The sequence below is a fragment of the Actinokineospora sp. UV203 genome (assembly GCF_056323665.1).
This window is the reverse complement of the sequence record NZ_CM150484.1, coordinates 4,327,598-4,344,117: the sequence shown is the minus strand read 5'-3', so window position 1 is coordinate 4,344,117 and position 16,520 is coordinate 4,327,598. Positions and strand designations below refer to the sequence as shown.

At 68.6% G+C, this 16,520-nt stretch carries 16 protein-coding genes; 8 read left to right on the top strand and 8 right to left on the bottom strand.

The features are described 5' to 3' along the window. Nucleotides 1-64 precede the first annotated feature (64 nt). Nucleotides 65-1,876, bottom strand: a complete 1,812-nt coding sequence (locus ACUZ2Y_RS20655) for an NHL domain-containing thioredoxin family protein (RefSeq protein WP_476331970.1) — start codon at nt 1,874-1,876, stop codon at nt 65-67. Nucleotides 1,877-1,982: 106 nt separating this feature from the next. Here ACUZ2Y_RS20655 and ACUZ2Y_RS20650 point away from each other — a divergent pair, with 106 nt between their 5' ends. The 3 genes from ACUZ2Y_RS20650 to ACUZ2Y_RS20640 all read left to right on the top strand — a co-directional run bounded on the left by ACUZ2Y_RS20650 (nt 1,983) and on the right by ACUZ2Y_RS20640 (nt 2,882). After that, entirely contained in the window at nt 1,983-2,234 is a 252-nt protein-coding gene (locus ACUZ2Y_RS20650) for a type II toxin-antitoxin system Phd/YefM family antitoxin (protein WP_476321308.1), read from the top strand. A 3-nt stretch (nt 2,235-2,237) separates the two neighbouring features. Beyond that, entirely contained in the window at nt 2,238-2,504 is a 267-nt protein-coding gene (locus ACUZ2Y_RS20645; RefSeq protein ID WP_476321306.1) for a type II toxin-antitoxin system RelE family toxin, read from the top strand. A 69-nt stretch (nt 2,505-2,573) separates the two neighbouring features. Next, nucleotides 2,574-2,882 (top strand): hypothetical protein, encoded by a 309-nt coding sequence (locus tag ACUZ2Y_RS20640; RefSeq protein ID WP_476321304.1) that lies wholly within the window; start codon nt 2,574-2,576, stop codon nt 2,880-2,882. Here ACUZ2Y_RS20640 and ACUZ2Y_RS20635 read toward each other — a convergent pair whose 3' ends face one another. From ACUZ2Y_RS20635 to ACUZ2Y_RS20605, 7 genes are all read right to left on the bottom strand, one after another. After that, entirely contained in the window at nt 2,883-3,341 is a 459-nt protein-coding gene (locus ACUZ2Y_RS20635; protein ID WP_476321302.1) for an SRPBCC family protein, read from the bottom strand. Between the two features lie 21 nt (nt 3,342-3,362). Further along, complete coding sequence (locus ACUZ2Y_RS20630; protein ID WP_476321301.1) at nt 3,363-4,385, bottom strand: M36 family metallopeptidase; 1,023 nt, start codon at nt 4,383-4,385, stop codon at nt 3,363-3,365. A gap of 67 nt (nt 4,386-4,452) precedes the next feature. Next, nucleotides 4,453-6,660: a hypothetical protein gene (locus ACUZ2Y_RS20625; RefSeq protein ID WP_476321299.1), complete on the bottom strand. Its 2,208-nt coding sequence runs from the start codon at nt 6,658-6,660 to the stop codon at nt 4,453-4,455. Nucleotides 6,661-6,762: 102 nt separating this feature from the next. Continuing rightward, nucleotides 6,763-7,515: an amino acid ABC transporter ATP-binding protein gene (locus ACUZ2Y_RS20620; RefSeq protein ID WP_476321297.1), complete on the bottom strand. Its 753-nt coding sequence runs from the start codon at nt 7,513-7,515 to the stop codon at nt 6,763-6,765. Next, entirely contained in the window at nt 7,512-8,342 is an 831-nt protein-coding gene (locus ACUZ2Y_RS20615; RefSeq protein ID WP_476321295.1) for an amino acid ABC transporter permease, read from the bottom strand. Before ACUZ2Y_RS20615 ends, ACUZ2Y_RS20620 begins: the two co-directional genes overlap by 4 nt. A gap of 77 nt (nt 8,343-8,419) precedes the next feature. Then, nucleotides 8,420-9,235, bottom strand: coding sequence for an ABC transporter substrate-binding protein (locus tag ACUZ2Y_RS20610; protein ID WP_476321293.1), 816 nt, complete (start codon nt 9,233-9,235; stop codon nt 8,420-8,422). 172 nt (nt 9,236-9,407) lie between these two features. Then, a complete protein-coding gene (locus ACUZ2Y_RS20605) occupies nt 9,408-12,068 on the bottom strand; it encodes an MGH1-like glycoside hydrolase domain-containing protein (protein ID WP_476321291.1) in 2,661 nt (886 codons plus the stop codon). Between the two features lie 107 nt (nt 12,069-12,175). Here ACUZ2Y_RS20605 and ACUZ2Y_RS20600 point away from each other — a divergent pair, with 107 nt between their 5' ends. From ACUZ2Y_RS20600 to ACUZ2Y_RS20580, 5 genes are read left to right on the top strand one after another with little or no spacing between them, the layout of a single operon-like run. Then, complete coding sequence (locus ACUZ2Y_RS20600) at nt 12,176-12,655, top strand: hypothetical protein (RefSeq protein ID WP_476321289.1); 480 nt, start codon at nt 12,176-12,178, stop codon at nt 12,653-12,655. Nucleotides 12,656-12,657: 2 nt separating this feature from the next. Then, nucleotides 12,658-13,293: a DUF3558 domain-containing protein gene (locus ACUZ2Y_RS20595; RefSeq protein ID WP_476321287.1), complete on the top strand. Its 636-nt coding sequence runs from the start codon at nt 12,658-12,660 to the stop codon at nt 13,291-13,293. Between the two features lies 1 nt (nt 13,294). Then, complete coding sequence (locus ACUZ2Y_RS20590) at nt 13,295-14,596, top strand: hypothetical protein (RefSeq protein WP_476321285.1); 1,302 nt, start codon at nt 13,295-13,297, stop codon at nt 14,594-14,596. Between the two features lie 2 nt (nt 14,597-14,598). Then, on the top strand, nt 14,599-15,327 hold the full coding sequence (locus ACUZ2Y_RS20585; protein WP_476321283.1) for an ESX secretion-associated protein EspG: 729 nt from the start codon (nt 14,599-14,601) through the stop codon (nt 15,325-15,327). Nucleotides 15,328-15,370: 43 nt separating this feature from the next. After that, nucleotides 15,371-16,486 carry an ADP-ribosylglycohydrolase family protein gene (locus tag ACUZ2Y_RS20580; protein ID WP_476321281.1) on the top strand — a complete coding sequence of 372 codons (1,116 nt, stop codon included), beginning with the start codon at nt 15,371-15,373 and terminating at the stop codon, nt 16,484-16,486. Nucleotides 16,487-16,520: the final 34 nt, after the last annotated feature.

Sequence of the window (16,520 nt, the reverse complement as noted above, 5' to 3'; positions counted from 1 at the left end):
CTCGAGTTTCTGTTCCGGCACCGACGAATGGTAACCGTCTACTCGCGCTCGACCCGCACGCGTGCTATGGACTGGAGTCCAGCCCGCCCAGCATCAGGGGTAGACGGCTCGCGCCCGCGGCCGTGACCCGGACCGGCACACCCCAGTCTTGCCTGGTCAGGTGGCATGCCGCGTGCTCGGAGTCGTCGTCGCAGCTGGCGGCCTGCGCCACGACGTGCAGCACACCCTCGGGGATATCCGGGGCCACGACCAGCCGACGGGTCAGGTCGGTGCCGACGCCCGCACCTTCGACGAGCAGTTCCGGCGGGGAGGAGGTCACTTCCAGCCGGGTCGACGGGCCGTAGCGGTCGTCGAGCTTCTGCCCGTTCTGCGGGGCGAAGACGACGACCAGTTCGAGCTCGCCCGGGGCGATGTCCGACGGCGGCCTGCGCACCTCGTGCGCCTCGCCGTCGACGTGCAGGGCGGCTCCGGTGTGCAGGGCGGCTGCGGTGTGCCGTTCAAGCCGGTGCGCGGCCGAGGCGACGACGATCAGCTCGCTGCCCCGAACGACGATGCCGGAGGGTTCGGCGATGCCGGTGACCAGCGTGCTGACCTGGCCGGTGGCCGGGTCGTAGCGGCGGATGGCGCCGTTGTAGGTGTCGGCGATGGCGACGGTGCTGTCGTCGAGGACCGCGACCCCCAACGGGTGCTGCAGCAGTGCCTCGTCGGCGTGGCCGTCGCGGTGGCCGAAGGCGAACAGGCCTTTGCCGACCGCGGTGTGCACGGCGAAGTCCCCCGCGTTGATCCAGCGCAGGGCCGAGGTCTCGGCGTCGGCCATCCACAGGCGGTCGGCGGTGGGGGCGAAACCGGAGGTCTGGGCGAAGAAGGCCTCGGTCGGCGTGCCGTCCACCAAGCCTTCGACGGTGGTGCCCGCGAAGCGGGAGACCTCGCCCGCGACCGGGTCGAACCGGCCGAGCGTGTGGTTGCCCGCCATCGCGATGACGACGCCGCCCGCGGGCTCCCACCAGGCCACGTCCCAGGGGCTGGTCAGGTCGATCTTGGTCGCCGGGCCGTCGGTCGCGCCTGCCAGCCACTGGTTGCCGGTGCCCGCGACCGTGGTGACCTCGTCGGTGTCGAGGTTGATCCCGCGCAGCAGGTGGTTGACCGTGTCGGCGACGACAACGTGGTAGCCGACCGCTTCGGCGACGTGCGCGGGCAGCAGGGTCAGGCCCGAGGGCTCGGAGAAGGTGGCCGCTTCGCCGTCTTGGCGGCCGCGCTCGCCGGTGCCGAAGACCCGGACGATGTCGTCACCGTCCATCTCGACGACCCGGTGGTGAGTGGTGTCGGCGACGAGCAGCGTGCCGGTCCCGGTATTGATGGCCTTCGCGGGGAAGCGCAGGTCGGTTTCGGCGGGCACCGGAGGGATGTACGGGCCGTCGCCGCGGTGCAGGGTGCCCTTGGCCTCGTGCTCGGCGACGACCTCGGTGATGACCCGCCGCAACGCCTCCACATGCCCCTCACCGGCGGCGACGTGCACGACGTAGCCCTCGGGGTCGATGACGACCAGCGTCGGCCACGCCTTGACGGCGAAGGCCTGCCAGGTCGTCAGGTCGGGGTCGTCGAGCACCGGGTGGTGCACCCCGTAGCGCTCGACGGCCGCGGCGAGCGCGTCGGCGTCGGCCTCGTGCACGAACTTCGGCGAGTGCACGCCGACGGTGACCAGGACGTCGGCGAACTCGGCTTCGAGTGGGCGCAGTTCGTCGAGGACGTGCAGGCAGTTGACGCAGCAGAAGGTCCAGAAGTCGAGCAGGAGGACCTTGCCGCGGAAGTCGCCTAGGTGCAGGGTCTTGCCGCCGGTGTTGAGCCAGCCACGCCCGACGAGCTCGGCGGCGCGCACCCGGCCGCGGGTCTGAGAAGTCACATGCGAAGTGAACACCGACAGGGGGCACACTGTTCCTGCGGCACCGGTTTCAACGATTGACACGTTTTGCACAATCTGGGGTATGACTGAGATGCCCATCAGCGCGGCCAGGGATCATCTGGGTGAGCTGGTTTCCCGGGTCGAGCACGCCCACGAACGGGCTGTGCTGACCAGGCACGGCCGGCCGGTCGCGGCGGTGATCTCGATCGAGGACCTCCGGGCGCTGGAGCGGGTCGAAGACGAGGCTGATCTCGCCGCTGCCCAGGCGGCACTCTCAGAGCGACAGCCACGCGTGTCGCATCGCGACACTCTCAGCGAGTTCGGCGTCGCCTGAACCGTGGCGTACGAGATCGAGTGGACCGCCGCGGCGGTCCGCGAACTTCGGAAACTTGATCGCCCGGCGGGTCGCCGGATCGCGCTTGCCGTCACCGCCCTAGGCGACGAACCACGGCCGCCAGGGTCGCGAACACTCGTCGGCCGGCCTGCCGGCGTGATGCGGATCCGCATAGGTGACTATCGCGTCGTCTACCAAGTGGATGACCACAAAATCATCGTGACGGTCGTGCGGGTCCCCCACCGCCGCGAGGTGTACCGCACGCTTTGATCAGGCTTCGGCGGCCTGCTTGCACAACGGCTGCTACGTTTCGGCCGAATCCTGGGGAGGACCGATCTCATGAACGCACCGCAAGCGCCATATCCGCCGGTCGAGCCGAGGCCGAGGCCCAACGCGGACGCGTACGGCAAAGCGTTCGCGGCGGCGGGCATCGGTGGGCTGGCACTGCTCGTGTTGATCTTCGCCATGCCGGGCTCGAGCGCTGGATACGCGGTCGGGCGACTGCTTGTCCCGATGGTGATCACGGCGCTGTTCGTCGGCTACGCGGCCAAGGCGAGCACCGAGCGTTGGCACTGGTGGCAGTACTACCTGACGGTGATCCCGTCGGCGCTCCTACTGCTCGTGATCATGCTCCGGAATGGCGGCTGATCAGGCCTCCGCGGCCTGCTTGAGGTTGGCCAGCGTGCGTTCGATGTTGCACTGGTTGTGCACGCGGCGGTCGGTGACGCCGGTGCCGATGACGGTGAGCGGGCGCAGCCAGGCCGGGCGGTGGTCCCAGGTGCTCTCCGTGACCCGGCAGCCGGTCTCGGTCGGCTCGATGTCGTACTGCCAGCGCGAGACCGGCAGGCCGAGGAACTTCACGTCGAAGGCGAAGCGGGTCGGGTCGGCGTCGGTCACGGTGGACACCGTCGACCAGGCGCGGGGGCCTCGGCGGTTCGTGCCGCGGAAGCGGGCTCCGACCTTGGGTCCCGCGGCGCCGTCCAGCCAGCTGCCGCGGGCGAACTCCTCGGACACCCGCGCCAGGCCTGGAAGGTCGCTGACCAGCGAGAACACCTGATCGGCGGGGGCTTCGACATCGACCTGGGCGCGGGCGTCCGGTGAGTTCATGGCCTCACCCTAAACGATTTGTCATACCGACGGTATGCCGCGAGCCGCGAACGCCGCACGGACCGTGGCCGCCGCGCCCGGGCCGTCCATCGAGTCGGCCGTGGCGATGGTGGTCAGGGCCGCCGCGGTGAACGAGGTGTCGGGGGCGAAGCCGAACTGGGCGTTGATGATGATCCGGTCGGCGACCTTGGCACCCAGGGCGGTGCGGATGTCCCACAGGGCGCGGGACCAGATCATGCCGTCGCGGTGGACGCTGGTGTTGGTCATGTCCGCGTACTTGCGGTCGGTGTCGATCCGACGCAGGCAGTGCGGCTCCGTGGAGGTGTAGCTGACCGCGTCCCAGTCGGCGACGCAGGCGGCGGGGGCGTTGACCGGCCAGTTGTAGTTCTGGGCGGCGGCCAGGCCGACGGTGACGGCGAGGTAGTCGCCGAACGCCTCGCCGATGGAGCCCGCCTCGTGCGACGTGCCGAAGCCCGCGACCTGGGCGTCGTGCACCGCGTGGCCGTACTCGTGGACGATGACCTCGCCGTCCTCGGCGTCGTCGACTCCACCCTTGCCCATGCGGATGATGTCGTGCTTGTCCCAGGAGTACGAGTTGTCCTGGCCCCACTGGTTGGTGCGGATGTCCTGCGATTCGGCGTTGACCGGGCGCAGTTGCGAACCGAATCCGAGGGACTGCAGGTATTCCTGGGCCTCATTGCCCCAGAAGTACGCCATGACCTGTTCGAATTCGTCCTGGCTGCGGGTGTAGACGAAACGGCCGTCGTCGGCCCTGGCCGGGTTTCCCGTTTCGGCGCGCACGTTGACCCAGCGCCCGGTGAGGGTGCCGGAGCCGTCGAGGTTGCGCAGCGGGACGGTCGCGTACGCCGACGCGGGCACGGCGGAGTCGGCGTCCTTGGCGTCGGTGAGCGCCTGGTTTCCGCTGGACTGCACGGGGTTGACCATGAACACCTGGCCCACGCCGGTGGTCGGTGCTGCCTCCGCGGCGGGTACGGCGGTGACAGCGAGCCCTAATGTCAGGGCAAGGACGGTGCGGCGTCGCATCGGATCTCCAATGGCCAAAGGTGCACGGTGCCTGCATCCTGCCCCGCGCGAGCGCGCAGTGGAAGGCCTAATTGTTGCGCCGCAACATTCGCGTGACACCGGCGGCGACCGTGGTCGCGAGAATCCAGCCCGCCGCGACCAACCCGGCCGCGATCCATTGTGAGGCACCGCCGACCGTCCACTTGTTCTTGTGTCCGAAGTCGACGATGGGCACGATCAGGTCCAGGGTATAGAGGACCGGGTTCCACACGAGGTGATCGTCCTCGTTGGACTCACGGGGGGCTTCGATGGCGGCGAACCAGACCGATCCCGCGACCAGACAAGCGATCAGCCAAGCCAACGCGCGAGTGGGCCGGTAGCCGTAGCCGACCATGGACCGCTGGAACCAGCTCCACGCATGGATTCCCGGCCGGGTCACGTGCGCGCCGTCGGCGAGGGCGACGTAGCGGCGGCGCTGCTTCTCCACGAGCACGGTGGCGGCGTGTTCCTCGTTGCCGGAAGCCCGCAGCATCGCGGCGAGCTGGTCGTACGCGCCGGGACGGTAGACCTCGCGCATGCCGTGCCGCAGCCAGGCGAGCCGCTCGGCGATCCGGCCGTCGTCGTCCAGGCCGACCGGGGCGGTGAGGGCGTCGTAGCGGAAGTCCTGCAGTTCGATGCCGCCCGAGGCGTGCCACAGGGCTTCGTTGTCAGCGAGGGCGGCGCAGTGCAGGTGCCGCAGGTCGACCCGGCCGCCCGGCGGTGTGCCGACGTCGATGCGCAGTTCCTGCGTTTGCAGGCCGTAGGCGTTGAGCGCGATGCCGTTGGTACCGCTCGCGAGCCGGGCGCGTTGGAAGTTGGTCTCCCGGCCGACTTCGGCGCGGCGGATGCGGATCTCGCCTTCGGCGTGGCTGTCGGCGAGGATCAGGTCTCGGCCGATGTGGGCGACGCGCAGGTCGAGCGACGGCTTCGGCGAGCGGTCGCGGTGGTAGTGCCCTGGTGCCAGCAGTTTGCTGCCGCGCAGGTCGACGTTGGCGCCGATCGTGATGCCGGGCAGCAGCAGCGAGCCGAACACCGTGGCCGAGCGGGCGTCGAGGTTGCCGCCGACGGTGAAGCGCCTGCCCTCCAAGGCGTCGCCCGAGCGGTTGCTGAACACGGCGCGGTCGAGCAGGACGCTGCCCTGGACTTTCACGTCGACGAACCGTGCTTGGCCTGCGATGCGGGCGTCGCGGGCGTCGATGCCGCCGCGGACCTCGGTTCCGTCGAAGTGCAGGGACCGATCGGCGTACGGGCCGGGCCGCGGGCCGTCCGCGTCGTCGCGGAACGTCTCGCGACCGCCGGAGAGATCGACCCTGGCGTGCGCCAGGCGAAGCGAGCCGCCGATGTGCGCGTTGACGATGCGGACCGTGCCGCTGCTGGCGAAGCCGCGGTCCAGATTGACATTGCCGTCCACTTTGGACCGGTCGGCGACCAGGGTGGCGTTGGGGTCGTAGAACGGGTCGTCCGGGGGCACCGGCCGCGAGTGCTCGGTGCGGGGCGCGAGTTTGGCGCCCCGCAAGGAGAAGTCGCTGTCGACGCGGGCGCTGGCGAGCAACACCTGGCCGACGCTGCGGAACGGGGCGCCGGTCGCGCCGTCGGGGGTGAGGTGCAGGTTGCCGCCGACTTGCATGCCGTTGCCGTTGAGGGCGAAACCCTTGGGGTTGTTGAGGAGCGCGCCGGCGAAGTTGACGTTGCCGCCGGTGCGCATGCCGGGGATGCGGATCTCGCCTTCGGCCTGCAGGTTCGCCGCGAGCAGGGCACCGGCGAGCTGCAGCCGGTCGGCGTGCAGCGCCGGACCGCCCGCGCCGAAGAGCTTGCTTCCGCGCAGCACAAGGGATCCGTGGATCGCGGCGTCGACCAGGTCGACCGTGCCCTGCACGACGGTGCCGGCGATAAGCAGCACGTCGTTGTCGGTGTGCAGGTTCCGCCCGAAGAGCCCGGGAAGCGCGCAGTCGCGGAACTCGACACCCGCGAGCTTGCCCTGCCGAAGGTCGGGCGCGAACTCGAACCGGCAGCGGACGAACTCCAGCAGATAGGGGTATTCGACCCCGCGCAGGTCGAGTTCGCCGATCAGGAACTTGTCGGAGACGATCAGTACCGGCGCGGTGGCGGGCTTGCGCCTGCGCAGCACGCCACCGTTGTCCGGCTCGACCGCGCGAAGCACGTCGGCGGCGAGCATGTGCGACCACTCGGGCGGGTTCGGCCGGTGCGGATCCAACACCGGACCGCCCGATTCCCCGGCCCAGTCCGCGATCGCCATGCGCTTCTCCTCAGTTGATCAACCCAAGAAGTTGAACGCATTCCGGTCACGCTTGGTTCCCACCCGGTTGCCCCGCGTGTGCGAAGCAACCGGATGGACCAATCAGTCGAGGTGCGTCGGGTCGAGCACCCGGCGGAGGAACGACTGGGTGCGCTCGTGCTGCGGCGCACCGATCACCTGCGCGGGCGGGCCCTGCTCGATGACGTACCCGCCGTCCATGAAGAGCACCTTGTCCGCGACTTCCTTCGCGAACTGCATCTCGTGGGTGACGACCAGCATCGTCATGCCCTCGTCGGCCAGCTGGCGCATGACCGTCAGCACCTCGCCGACGAGTTCCGGGTCGAGCGCGGAAGTCGGCTCGTCGAACAGCATGACCTCGGGGTTCATCGACAGGGCGCGCGCGATGGCCACGCGCTGCTGCTGGCCGCCCGAGAGCTGACTCGGCAGCGCGTTGACCTTGTCGGCCAGCCCGACGCGCTCCATGTTCTCCATCGCGACCTTCTCGGCCTCGGCCTTGCCGCGGCCGAGCACCTTGCGCTGCGCGATGGTGAGGTTGTTCATCACCGTGAGGTGACCGAACAGGTTGAACGACTGGAACACCATGCCGATGCGTCGACGCGCCTCGTCGAGATCGCAGTCGGGGTGGGTCAGCTCGACGCCGTTGACGACGACGGTGCCACCGTTGGGCTCCTCCAGCAGGTTCACGCACCGCAGCAGCGTCGACTTGCCGGAGCCCGATGGGCCGATGACACAGACGACCTCGCCCGACTCGACCTCCACATCGATGCCCCGGAGGACTTCGAGGGGGCCGAAGCTCTTGGTGAGTCCGGTGATCCGGACGGCGGGCTCGCTCACTTCGTCGCCTCCACGTCCACGTCGACCTTCTCCGGCGAGGCGATCTTCTTGCCGCCGGTTCGCTTCTCCAGGTACCGGGACAGGTACGACAGGGGAATCGTGATGATCAGATAACAGATGCCCGCGACCAGGACCGGCGTCAGGCTCCGGGACTGGTTGAGCTCGGTGCGGCCGAACTGGGTCAGCTCGTACTGCAGCTGGCTGGAGCCGAGGAAAAGCACCAGGGACGAGTCCTTGGTGAGCAGGATCAGCTCGTTGGTCAGCGGCGGCAGGATGATCTTGAACGCCTGTGGGATGACGATCCAGAGCATCGCCTTCGTGGGCGACATGCCCAGCGACCGGGCGGCCTCGACCTGCCCCTTCGGCACCGCCTGGATGCCGGCGCGGATCGTCTCGGCCATGTAAGCCGAGCCGACGATGCCGAGCGCGATCATGATCGACACATAGCGGTCGAGTTGCGTGCCGAAGGCGAGCGGGACACCGCTGCCGACCGCCAGGATGACGAGCAGCGCGGGCAGGCCGCGGAAGAACTCGATGTAGGCACCCGCGATCCACCGGTACACCACGACAGTGGACAGTCGCATGAGGGCCAGGATCACGCCGAGCACCAGCCCGAACCCGAAGCCCAGCCCGGTGTAGATGAGGGTGTTCACCAGCGCGATGGTGATGACCTCGGGGAACATCTTCCCCGCGACCTCGAAGTCGAAGAACGCGGCGCGGATCTTGCCGAAGTCGGCGGTGAAGGCCCCGATCAGCACTACCAAGGCGAGGATGGCGTACTGGACGCCGCGGACAACCCGGACACGTTGGCGTTTGGTCATGGCCATGTGTTGCTCCTAGGGAAATGGCTCGGACATGCGGCGGGGCCGGCGCGTTGGTGACGCACCGACCCCGCGGCCGTTCGCTACTTGCTCGGCTTCTTGCCGAACCACTTCTCGTAGATCTTGTCGTACTCGCCGCTCGACTTCGCTTCCTTGAGCGTGTCGTTGATGATCTTCAGCAGCTTGTCGTTGCCCTTCTTGACGCCGATGCCGTACTGCTCACCGGTGTCGAACTCCTTGACGACCTCGTAGTCGGTCTTCTTCTTGGCCCAGTCGTAGAGCACGCCGTTGTCGTTGATGCCCGCGTCGACCGCGCCGGTCTCCACCGCGTTCAGCAGCAGACCGAGGTCCTCGAAGGTGACCAGCTCGACGTCCGGGGCGTTCTTCTTGGCGTACTCGTCACCGGTGGTGCCGTTCTGCACCGCCAGCTTCTTGCCCTTGAGGGACGCGAGGTCGGTGATGCCTGCCCCCTTCTTCGCCACGAGCGCCTGCGTCGCGTCGAAGTACGGGTCGGAGAAGTCGAAGTTCTGCTTGCGCGTGTCGGTGATCGTCATACCGGCGGCGGCGAGGTCGCACTTGCCGGAGTTCAGGTCCACACCGGACTGGATGCCGTCGAACGGGGTGTCGACGATCTCCTGCGTGACGTTGAGCTTCTTGGCGACCAGGTCGACGAGTTCGACGTCGAAGCCGATGACCTTGCCGTCCTTCTCGAACTGGAACGGCTCGTACGGCAGACCAGTGCAGGTGGTCAGCTTGCCCGCACTGATGAGCTGGGGGACATCCGCTCCGCCTGGGGTGGTGCCCCCGGAGGGCGTGTCCGTCTTCCCGCAGCCCGCCGCGGCGACCGCAAGGGCCAGCGCGGGAACCAGGGCGAGCACCTTAAGCTTGGATCGAAGCACGGTGTCACTCCTCGTAACTTTGTTCAGATCGAGTGCACGCATCCTGCCACCGTCTTAGCGTGATGTGCAGTACCAGTTCGTTTGTCACAGCTCCGCAGCCAAGTTGTTGCGCGACCTTGACCCGGCACGCGTCATTTGCGCCCTATGAAGGTCAAGACCGAAAGAAGTCCGCTCAGCAGGCAGCTTTCGGCCACCCGGCGATAAGCACGGCGACCAGCGCGGTCCACCCGGTCTGGTGCGAGGCACCCAGGCCTTCGCCCGTGTCGCCGTCGAAATATTCACTGAACGTGACGTGTTCGGCCCACAGGGGCGTGCCGCTCGCCTCGATCCGCTTGCCGTTGGCGGGCCGGTGGCCGTCCGCACCAGGCAAGAAGAGAGCCGACAGTCGACGCGAAAGCTCGCGGGCGGCCTCACCGGCGGTGACGTGGTTGGCCGAGCCGGTGGGCAGCTCGACGGTGATGCGGCCCCGGTGGAACTCGTCGAGCACGGTGAGCGCCTCGACCAGCAGGGCGTTGGTCGGGAACCAGACCGGGCCGCGCCAGTTGGAGTTGCCGCCGAACATCGGGGTGCGGGACTCGCCGGGCTCGTAGTCCACGCGGTGGCCGTAGCCCGCGATGTCGACCTCGATGCCGCCGCGGTGGGCGGCCGAGAGCGACCTGATGCCGTGCGGGGAGAGGAACTCGCCCTCGTCGAACATCCGGGTCAGGACCCGGCGCAGCTTCGACTCGTCGAGCAGCGACAGCAGCGCGCTGCGCTCGCCGTCGTCCTCACGCCAGGTGAGGAACTGGCCGAACTCGGGCTGGCGGTGCAGCACGTAGTTGAGCCGGTCGGCGAACGCTGGCAGCTCGGTGAACACCCACGGCTCCAGCGACGCCGAGGCGAACAGCGGGATCAGGCCGACCATCGACCGCACCCGCACCGGCCGGGACTCGCCGCCGCCGCGGGAGAGCAGGTCGTAGCAGAAGCCGTCCTCCTCGTCCCAGATCGGCGTCCCGGCCGACCCGAAGTGCGTCGAGGCCTGGGCGATGGCCAGGAAGTGCTCGACGAACTTGGTGGCGACGTCCTCGTAGGCCTCGTCGTGGCGGGCGAGTTCCAACGCCATCTGCATGAGGTGCAGCGCGTAGGTGGCCATCCAGGACGTGGCGTCGGACTGCTCGAACCGCCACCCGTCGGGCAGCTGCTCGGAGCGGTTGACCGGGCCGATGTTGTCCATGCCGAGGAAGCCGCCCTCGAACAGGTTGTTGCCCTCCGGGTCCTTGCGGTTGACCCACCAGGAGAAGTTCAGCAGCAGCTTGTGGAACACCCGGGCGAGGAACAGCCGGTCGCCGTGCCCGGTCGCGCGCTGCTCGGCCCGGTAGACCTGCAGCGTCGCCCACGCGTGCACGGGCGGGTTGACGTCGCCGAACTCCCACTCGTAGGCGGGCAGCCTGCCGTCGGGGTGCATGAGCCACTCGCGGCACAGCAGGATCAGCTGGTCCTTGGCGAAAGCGGGGTCGACCTGGGCGAACGCCACCATGTGGAAGGCCAGGTCCCACGCGGCGAACCACGGGTACTCCCACTCGTCGGGCATCGAGACGATGTCGGCGACGTCCATCTGCGTCCAGTGCCGGTTGCGCGCCCACGGCCCTTTCCGCTCGTCGGGCGCAGGCGGGTGGGCCGGGTCGCCTTCCAGCCACTCGCGGACCCGGAAGCGGTAGTGCTGCTTTGTCCACAGCAGCCCGGCGTAGGCGCGGCGGGCGACCTTCTTCTCCTCCGGCGTGGCGCCGAGGGCGACGCGGTCGTAGAACCCGTCAGCCTCGGCCTTGCGCTCGTCGATGGTCGCCTGGAAGTTCCGGCCGAACGCGCGGCCGTGGCCGTCACCGGCGATGAGCCGCAGCCGGACGGTCACCGACTCGCCGGGCGCGACCTCGTCGAACCGGTACCAGGCGGCGGCCTTCGTCCCGGGCTGGGAGGCGGCCTGGACGACCTGGCAGGAGTCGGGGTCGCCGGTGACGATGTGGTCGCCGATGCCGGACTTGGTGTACCGGCTCGGGTTGGCGGGGCGGCCGAAGAGCAAAGCCTCGTCGGTCTCGTTGTCGGTCACGAGGAGTTGCGGGTCGCCGTCGAAATGCAGGGTGTACCGGCCCAGGCTCGAGTGCTCAGCCACCACCCGCGACCAGCCGTCGACCGTCGAGGCGATCAGCGCGGGCCTGCGGGCGTCCCGGCCCCACGACCAGGTGTTGCGGAACCAGACCTGCGGCACCAGATGCAGCGGCGCGGGGTCGGGCCCGTGGTTGGTGGCGGTGATCTCGACACAGATGTCGTCGGGCGCTGCCTTCGCGTAGGTCACCTCGACGTCGAAGAACCGGTTGCCGTCGAGGACACCGGTGTCGGCCAGCTCCGGCTCCCGCCCGTCGCGGCCCGCGGCCCGGGCCAGCTCACGCAGGCGCTCGTAGGGGTAGGCGGCCTGTGGGTAGCGGTAGACCGATTTCATCCAGGAGTGGGTGGGGGTGCCGTCGGTGATCCACCAGTACTCCTTGACGTCCTCACCGTGGTTGCCCTCTTCGTTGGTGAGGCCGAAGTAGCGTTCCTTGAGGATCTCGTCCTGGCCGTTCCACAGGGCCAAGCCCAGATTGAGAAACCCGAACCGGTCGCAGATGCCCGCGATCCCATCCTCACCCCACCGGTAGGCGCGGGACCTGGCCTGCTCGAAGGGGAAGTAACCCCAGGCGTCACCGTTCGCGGAATAGTCCTCGCGGACCGTGCCCCACTGGCGGCCCGCGAGGTAGGGACCCCACTGCCGCCAGGGTGCGTCGGCGGTCGGGGACTGGGCCAACCTCTCGTGCTCACTCATCACCCCACAGTGTGCGGCAGCCCGTCGAATGCGGTGAAACGCCCCCGTGACGCCTACCAGGGCCGGTACGGTCGTCACGCAGCGGAGTGGGCGGGGACTGAGACGGCATGGACGCATTCGACAGCATCGCGGGATCACTGGACCGCGCATCGGCGCTGGGCAGCGCGTCGGCGCTGAGCAGCGCGGGCGCAGGCTTGCGCGGGGTCATGCCTCCGCCGCCGGGAAGCGGCGGGAAGTTCAACTTCGCCCCGAACGAGATCCGCGCCATCGTCAAGGACTGGCTGGAACTGGCCGACGGGTATCAGGAATCGTTGACAGGGTCGGTACGTCTCGTGCAGGTCGAAGGCCCAGGTGAAGAGGACGCCAGCGAGCGACATGCGGTGTCAGCCAGTGCGTCAGGCAGTGCTTACCTGGAGTCAGTAAAGCTGAAACACGCTTATTGCATCGAGCAAGCGGCAAAGTTTCAGGATGCCCTCGACCGCTACCTCGGCACCGAAGAAGCGAGCAAGATCAGGTTGCGGCTTCAAGAAGGCCAACTGCCCATCGGTGACACTTCCGGCGGGCACGCCACGACCGGAGGCATCTGACCGTGCGTATTCGTCACATCCTGGCCTGTGGTGTCGCCATTGTCGGCCTGGCGGGATGCACCAGTCCCCAGATCGGCGCTCCTGTGGAATCGAGCCCGCGGCCCGAAACGTCGACTCCTACGGAGAAGCCGACAAAATCCTCGGATCCCATAAGTGATCTACCGTCCCACGGCGCCCCCAAGGTCGAGTCCCCCGTGGAGACAGGCAAGTTCCAGCCCGATCCATGCGCCATCTTCACCGAGGATCAGTTGCGGGAATACGGCGTCGGTGCGGGCAAGCTGAATACCGACCCACTCGGCAAGATCTGCACCTGGAAAACCGCGGATTCAGGCTCGTTCGACCTCGGTTGGGACGTCAAGACGGGACGTGGGCTCAGCGGGGTCTACCACCAAAAGCAGATAGGGAAGTTCAAATTCTTCGAGCCGCTTGCCGACATTGAAGGGCTTCCAGCAGTCGCGCTCGGCGTGGTGGACACGAGAAGTGCGGGTGTTTGCAGTATCTCGGTGGGTGTGTCCGACACAGTGTCATTCCTGGTGTCGCTCGCGCAGTCGGCAGCCAAACAGGGCACTCGATCTCCGTGCGATGTGGCGGCCACGATAGCGGCTGACGCCGTGAGGAACATGAAGGCGGGGGCTTGAGATGACCGATCCGCGTAGCGGCGTGGCTGGACTTTCCGCATACGAGATCTACCAAGCCTTGAAAACGCGTGCTCGCGGAACCGAAAGCCTCCAGCAGGCGTCGTCAGCCGCTAATAAAGAGGCGGTCCTTGAAGCGGCGCGGGCAAGCCGGGTTCTTGAGCTGTCCGCCAAGATCGCGGCGGGCTGGGAGGGGGCTGCGGGAGATGCCGCGCTCGGTTCGGCGAAGCCGCTGATCGACGTGTCCAAGATCGGCGCCGAGAACCTCGAGAAGACCACCAAGATCCTCGAATCCCAGTCGGACGGATTCCATGCCGCCTCGTCGGCGGTGCGGCCGGTCGCTGAGAATCCGCCGGAGACCGGATTTATAGACGACGTCAGACCGTGGTTCACAGACACCCCGACCGAGACGGAAAAATACGAAGCCGACTCGCTCAACAACATCCGGGTGTACGAGGCGTACGACCACCAGTCGATGGCGCACGATGAGGCGCTGCCGATGGACTACTCCTACATCCAGGATCCCGGTGGCTCCATCGGCATTGAGCCGCCGGTGAAGAATCCGCCGGATGATCCGGGTGGTGGCGGTGACAAGGATCCGTACACGCCTCCGGGGCGCATCGACGAAGGCCGCGACGAGTGGACGCCGCCGCCGGTCAAGCCGGTCGAGCCGGTGGACCCCAGGCCGGTCGAGCCGGTCGACCCGACAAAGCCGGTCGACCCGACAAAGCCGGTCGAACCGGTCGACCCGACGAAGCCGGTTGAGCCGGTCGACCCGACCAAGCCGCAGCAGGTGGACGAGACCAAGCCCAACCAGCACATCCAGACGAAACCCGACCCGGTGCAGGTGCGGCCGCTTCCGGTCGACCAGCCCGGCCCGTCGAACCAGCACAACAGCATCTACGGACCCGGCGGCACCGGCGGCAATCCCCGCGGTGGCGACGGCACCGGTCGCGGCAGCGGCGGGCCCGGCGGCCCCCGTGGCGGAGGCGGCGGCGGTGCTGGAGGGGCCGGTGGCTCCGGCATGCGCGGCGGTGGCTTCGGCAGTGGGGCCGGTGAGCACGGGCCCGGTGGCCGTTCCGGTGCGATCGGCGCCGGTGGTGACCACGGGCCAGGCGGTCGCGGTGGCGCGGGCGCCGGTGGCCGTGGCGGCGGCGCGGGCATGGGCGGCGGTATGGGTGGCGGCGGCAGAGGGCAGGGCGGCGAGGACGAAGAGCACACCCGCGCGTCATTCCTGCAGGAAGACGACCCCGAGGCGATCTTCGGCACCGACCAGATCACCGCACCCCCGGTCATCGGGGGCTAGGGATGAAGGTCGAGCTTTCGGTCACCACCCTGTTCCGACTGCTGGAGAAGGCGAACCTCGGCGAGCCGCACGTGATCTTCGCCGGCGGTGCGCGGTACTACTCGCCGCGGTTTCAGCAGGAGACCGACGCGCGGTTGCGGCGGGAGCTTGACGCGGCCGGGATCAATGGGCCGCGTGGGGTGGACCCGGACTTCCTTGACCTGCTCTCGCTGATCCAGCGCGCGGGTGTGGAGTACTTCGGCTGGTTCCACGACGCCGAGGGGCCGTATTCGGTGCTCACGGCCGCACTCGGCAGGCACGCGGTGCTGGCGGAGCGGGTCGAGAACACGGTCACCTTCGAACGGGTCGAGCCCACCAGGCTGCTCGACGCGTTCCTGTTCCGGCTGCCGAACGTGCCCGCCGCGCGTGGGGAGTCGATCTCGGTGCGGCTGTCGGACCTCGACGCGCCCAAGTCCGATGGGTTCTCCCGGCCTTCGGGTCCGCCGCAGGCACGCAGGCTGCAGGAGCTGATGAAGCAGCCCCGGCTCAGCGGCGGGAAGCTCTACACCGCCAAGCGTGACCAGCGTGGAAAGCGTTTGCGGGCCGCGGACTGGATCACCGCGATCGACACCCAACAGGGCCGGTGGGCGGTCTACAAGACAAGTCGCGGCGAAAGCTCGGTCACCGCGGTCCCCGGCACGCCACAGCTGATCGCGACTCGGATGCGCGAACTGCGGGAATCGATCAACTGACCATGCGATCTCAAAGCGGGCCGCTGAACTAACCTCTGACGCCGTGGACGGTGATTTCCCCTACGACCGGGTGATTCCGGTCGATCAGTGGCTCGGCTGCCTGCTCGCGGGCGCGGTGGGCGACGCGCTCGGTGGGCCGGTCGAGTTCCTTTCGATCGCCGACATCCGGGCGCGGTTCGGGCCGGCAGGCACGACCGGGTACGCCGACGCGTACGGCGGGCGGGGGAAGATCACCGACGACACGCAGATGACGCTGTTCACCCTCGAAGCGATGATCCGCGCCCACATCGCCAAGCGACTGCTGTACTTCGATCAGCATCCGTCGTCGGTGTTGCAGCACGCCTACCAGCGGTGGCTGCACACGCAGGGCGTGCCGTGGCACAAGTCGGCCGGGTCGTACGCGATGCAGGCCGAGCCGGACGGCTGGCTTATCGGCGAGCGCGACCTCTTCCACCGCCGCGCGCCCGGCTCGACGGTGTTGCACGCCCTGGAGGGGTACGCGGCGGGCGCGGAACGCGGGACGCTGTCGCACCGGCTCAACGACTCCAAGGGCTGCGGCGCGGTGATGCGCGCGGCCCCATGCGCACTGTGGACGGAAGACCCACTCGACGGGTTCGTGATCGCCGCTCAGGCGGGCGCGCTCACCCACGGCCACCCCAGCGGCTACCTGTCCGCCGGCGCGCTCGCGTTCCTGGTCCACCGCCTGCTCGACGGCGCCGACCTGCCCGACGCGATCGCCGACGTCCGCGCGGAGCTGGTCACCTGGGAGGACTCCGCCGAGACGGTGGCGGCGCTCGACGGCGCGGTCGCGCTGGCCGAGCGCGGCAGGCCCTCGCCGGAGGCGCTCGCGGGCCTCGGCGGCGGCTGGGTCGGCGAGGAGGCCCTGGCGATCGGCGTGTGCGCCGCGCTGGCCGCCGACGACTTGGCCGACGGGCTTCTGCTGGCGGTCAACCATTCCGGCGACAGCGACTCGACCGGGTCCATCTGCGGCAACCTGCTCGGCGCGGTGCACGGCGTCGACGCGATTCCGGTGGACTGGTTGGCGGAGTTGGAACTTCGGGACGTCATCGAACGTCTGGGTAGGGACGCGCTGATCGAGTTCAGCAGGCACAACTCGCTTGAGGACCCCGAGTGGCAGGTGCGGTATCCGGCCTGGTGACGCCAGGTTCCGAGCGGCAGTCCGAGAGGGGAAA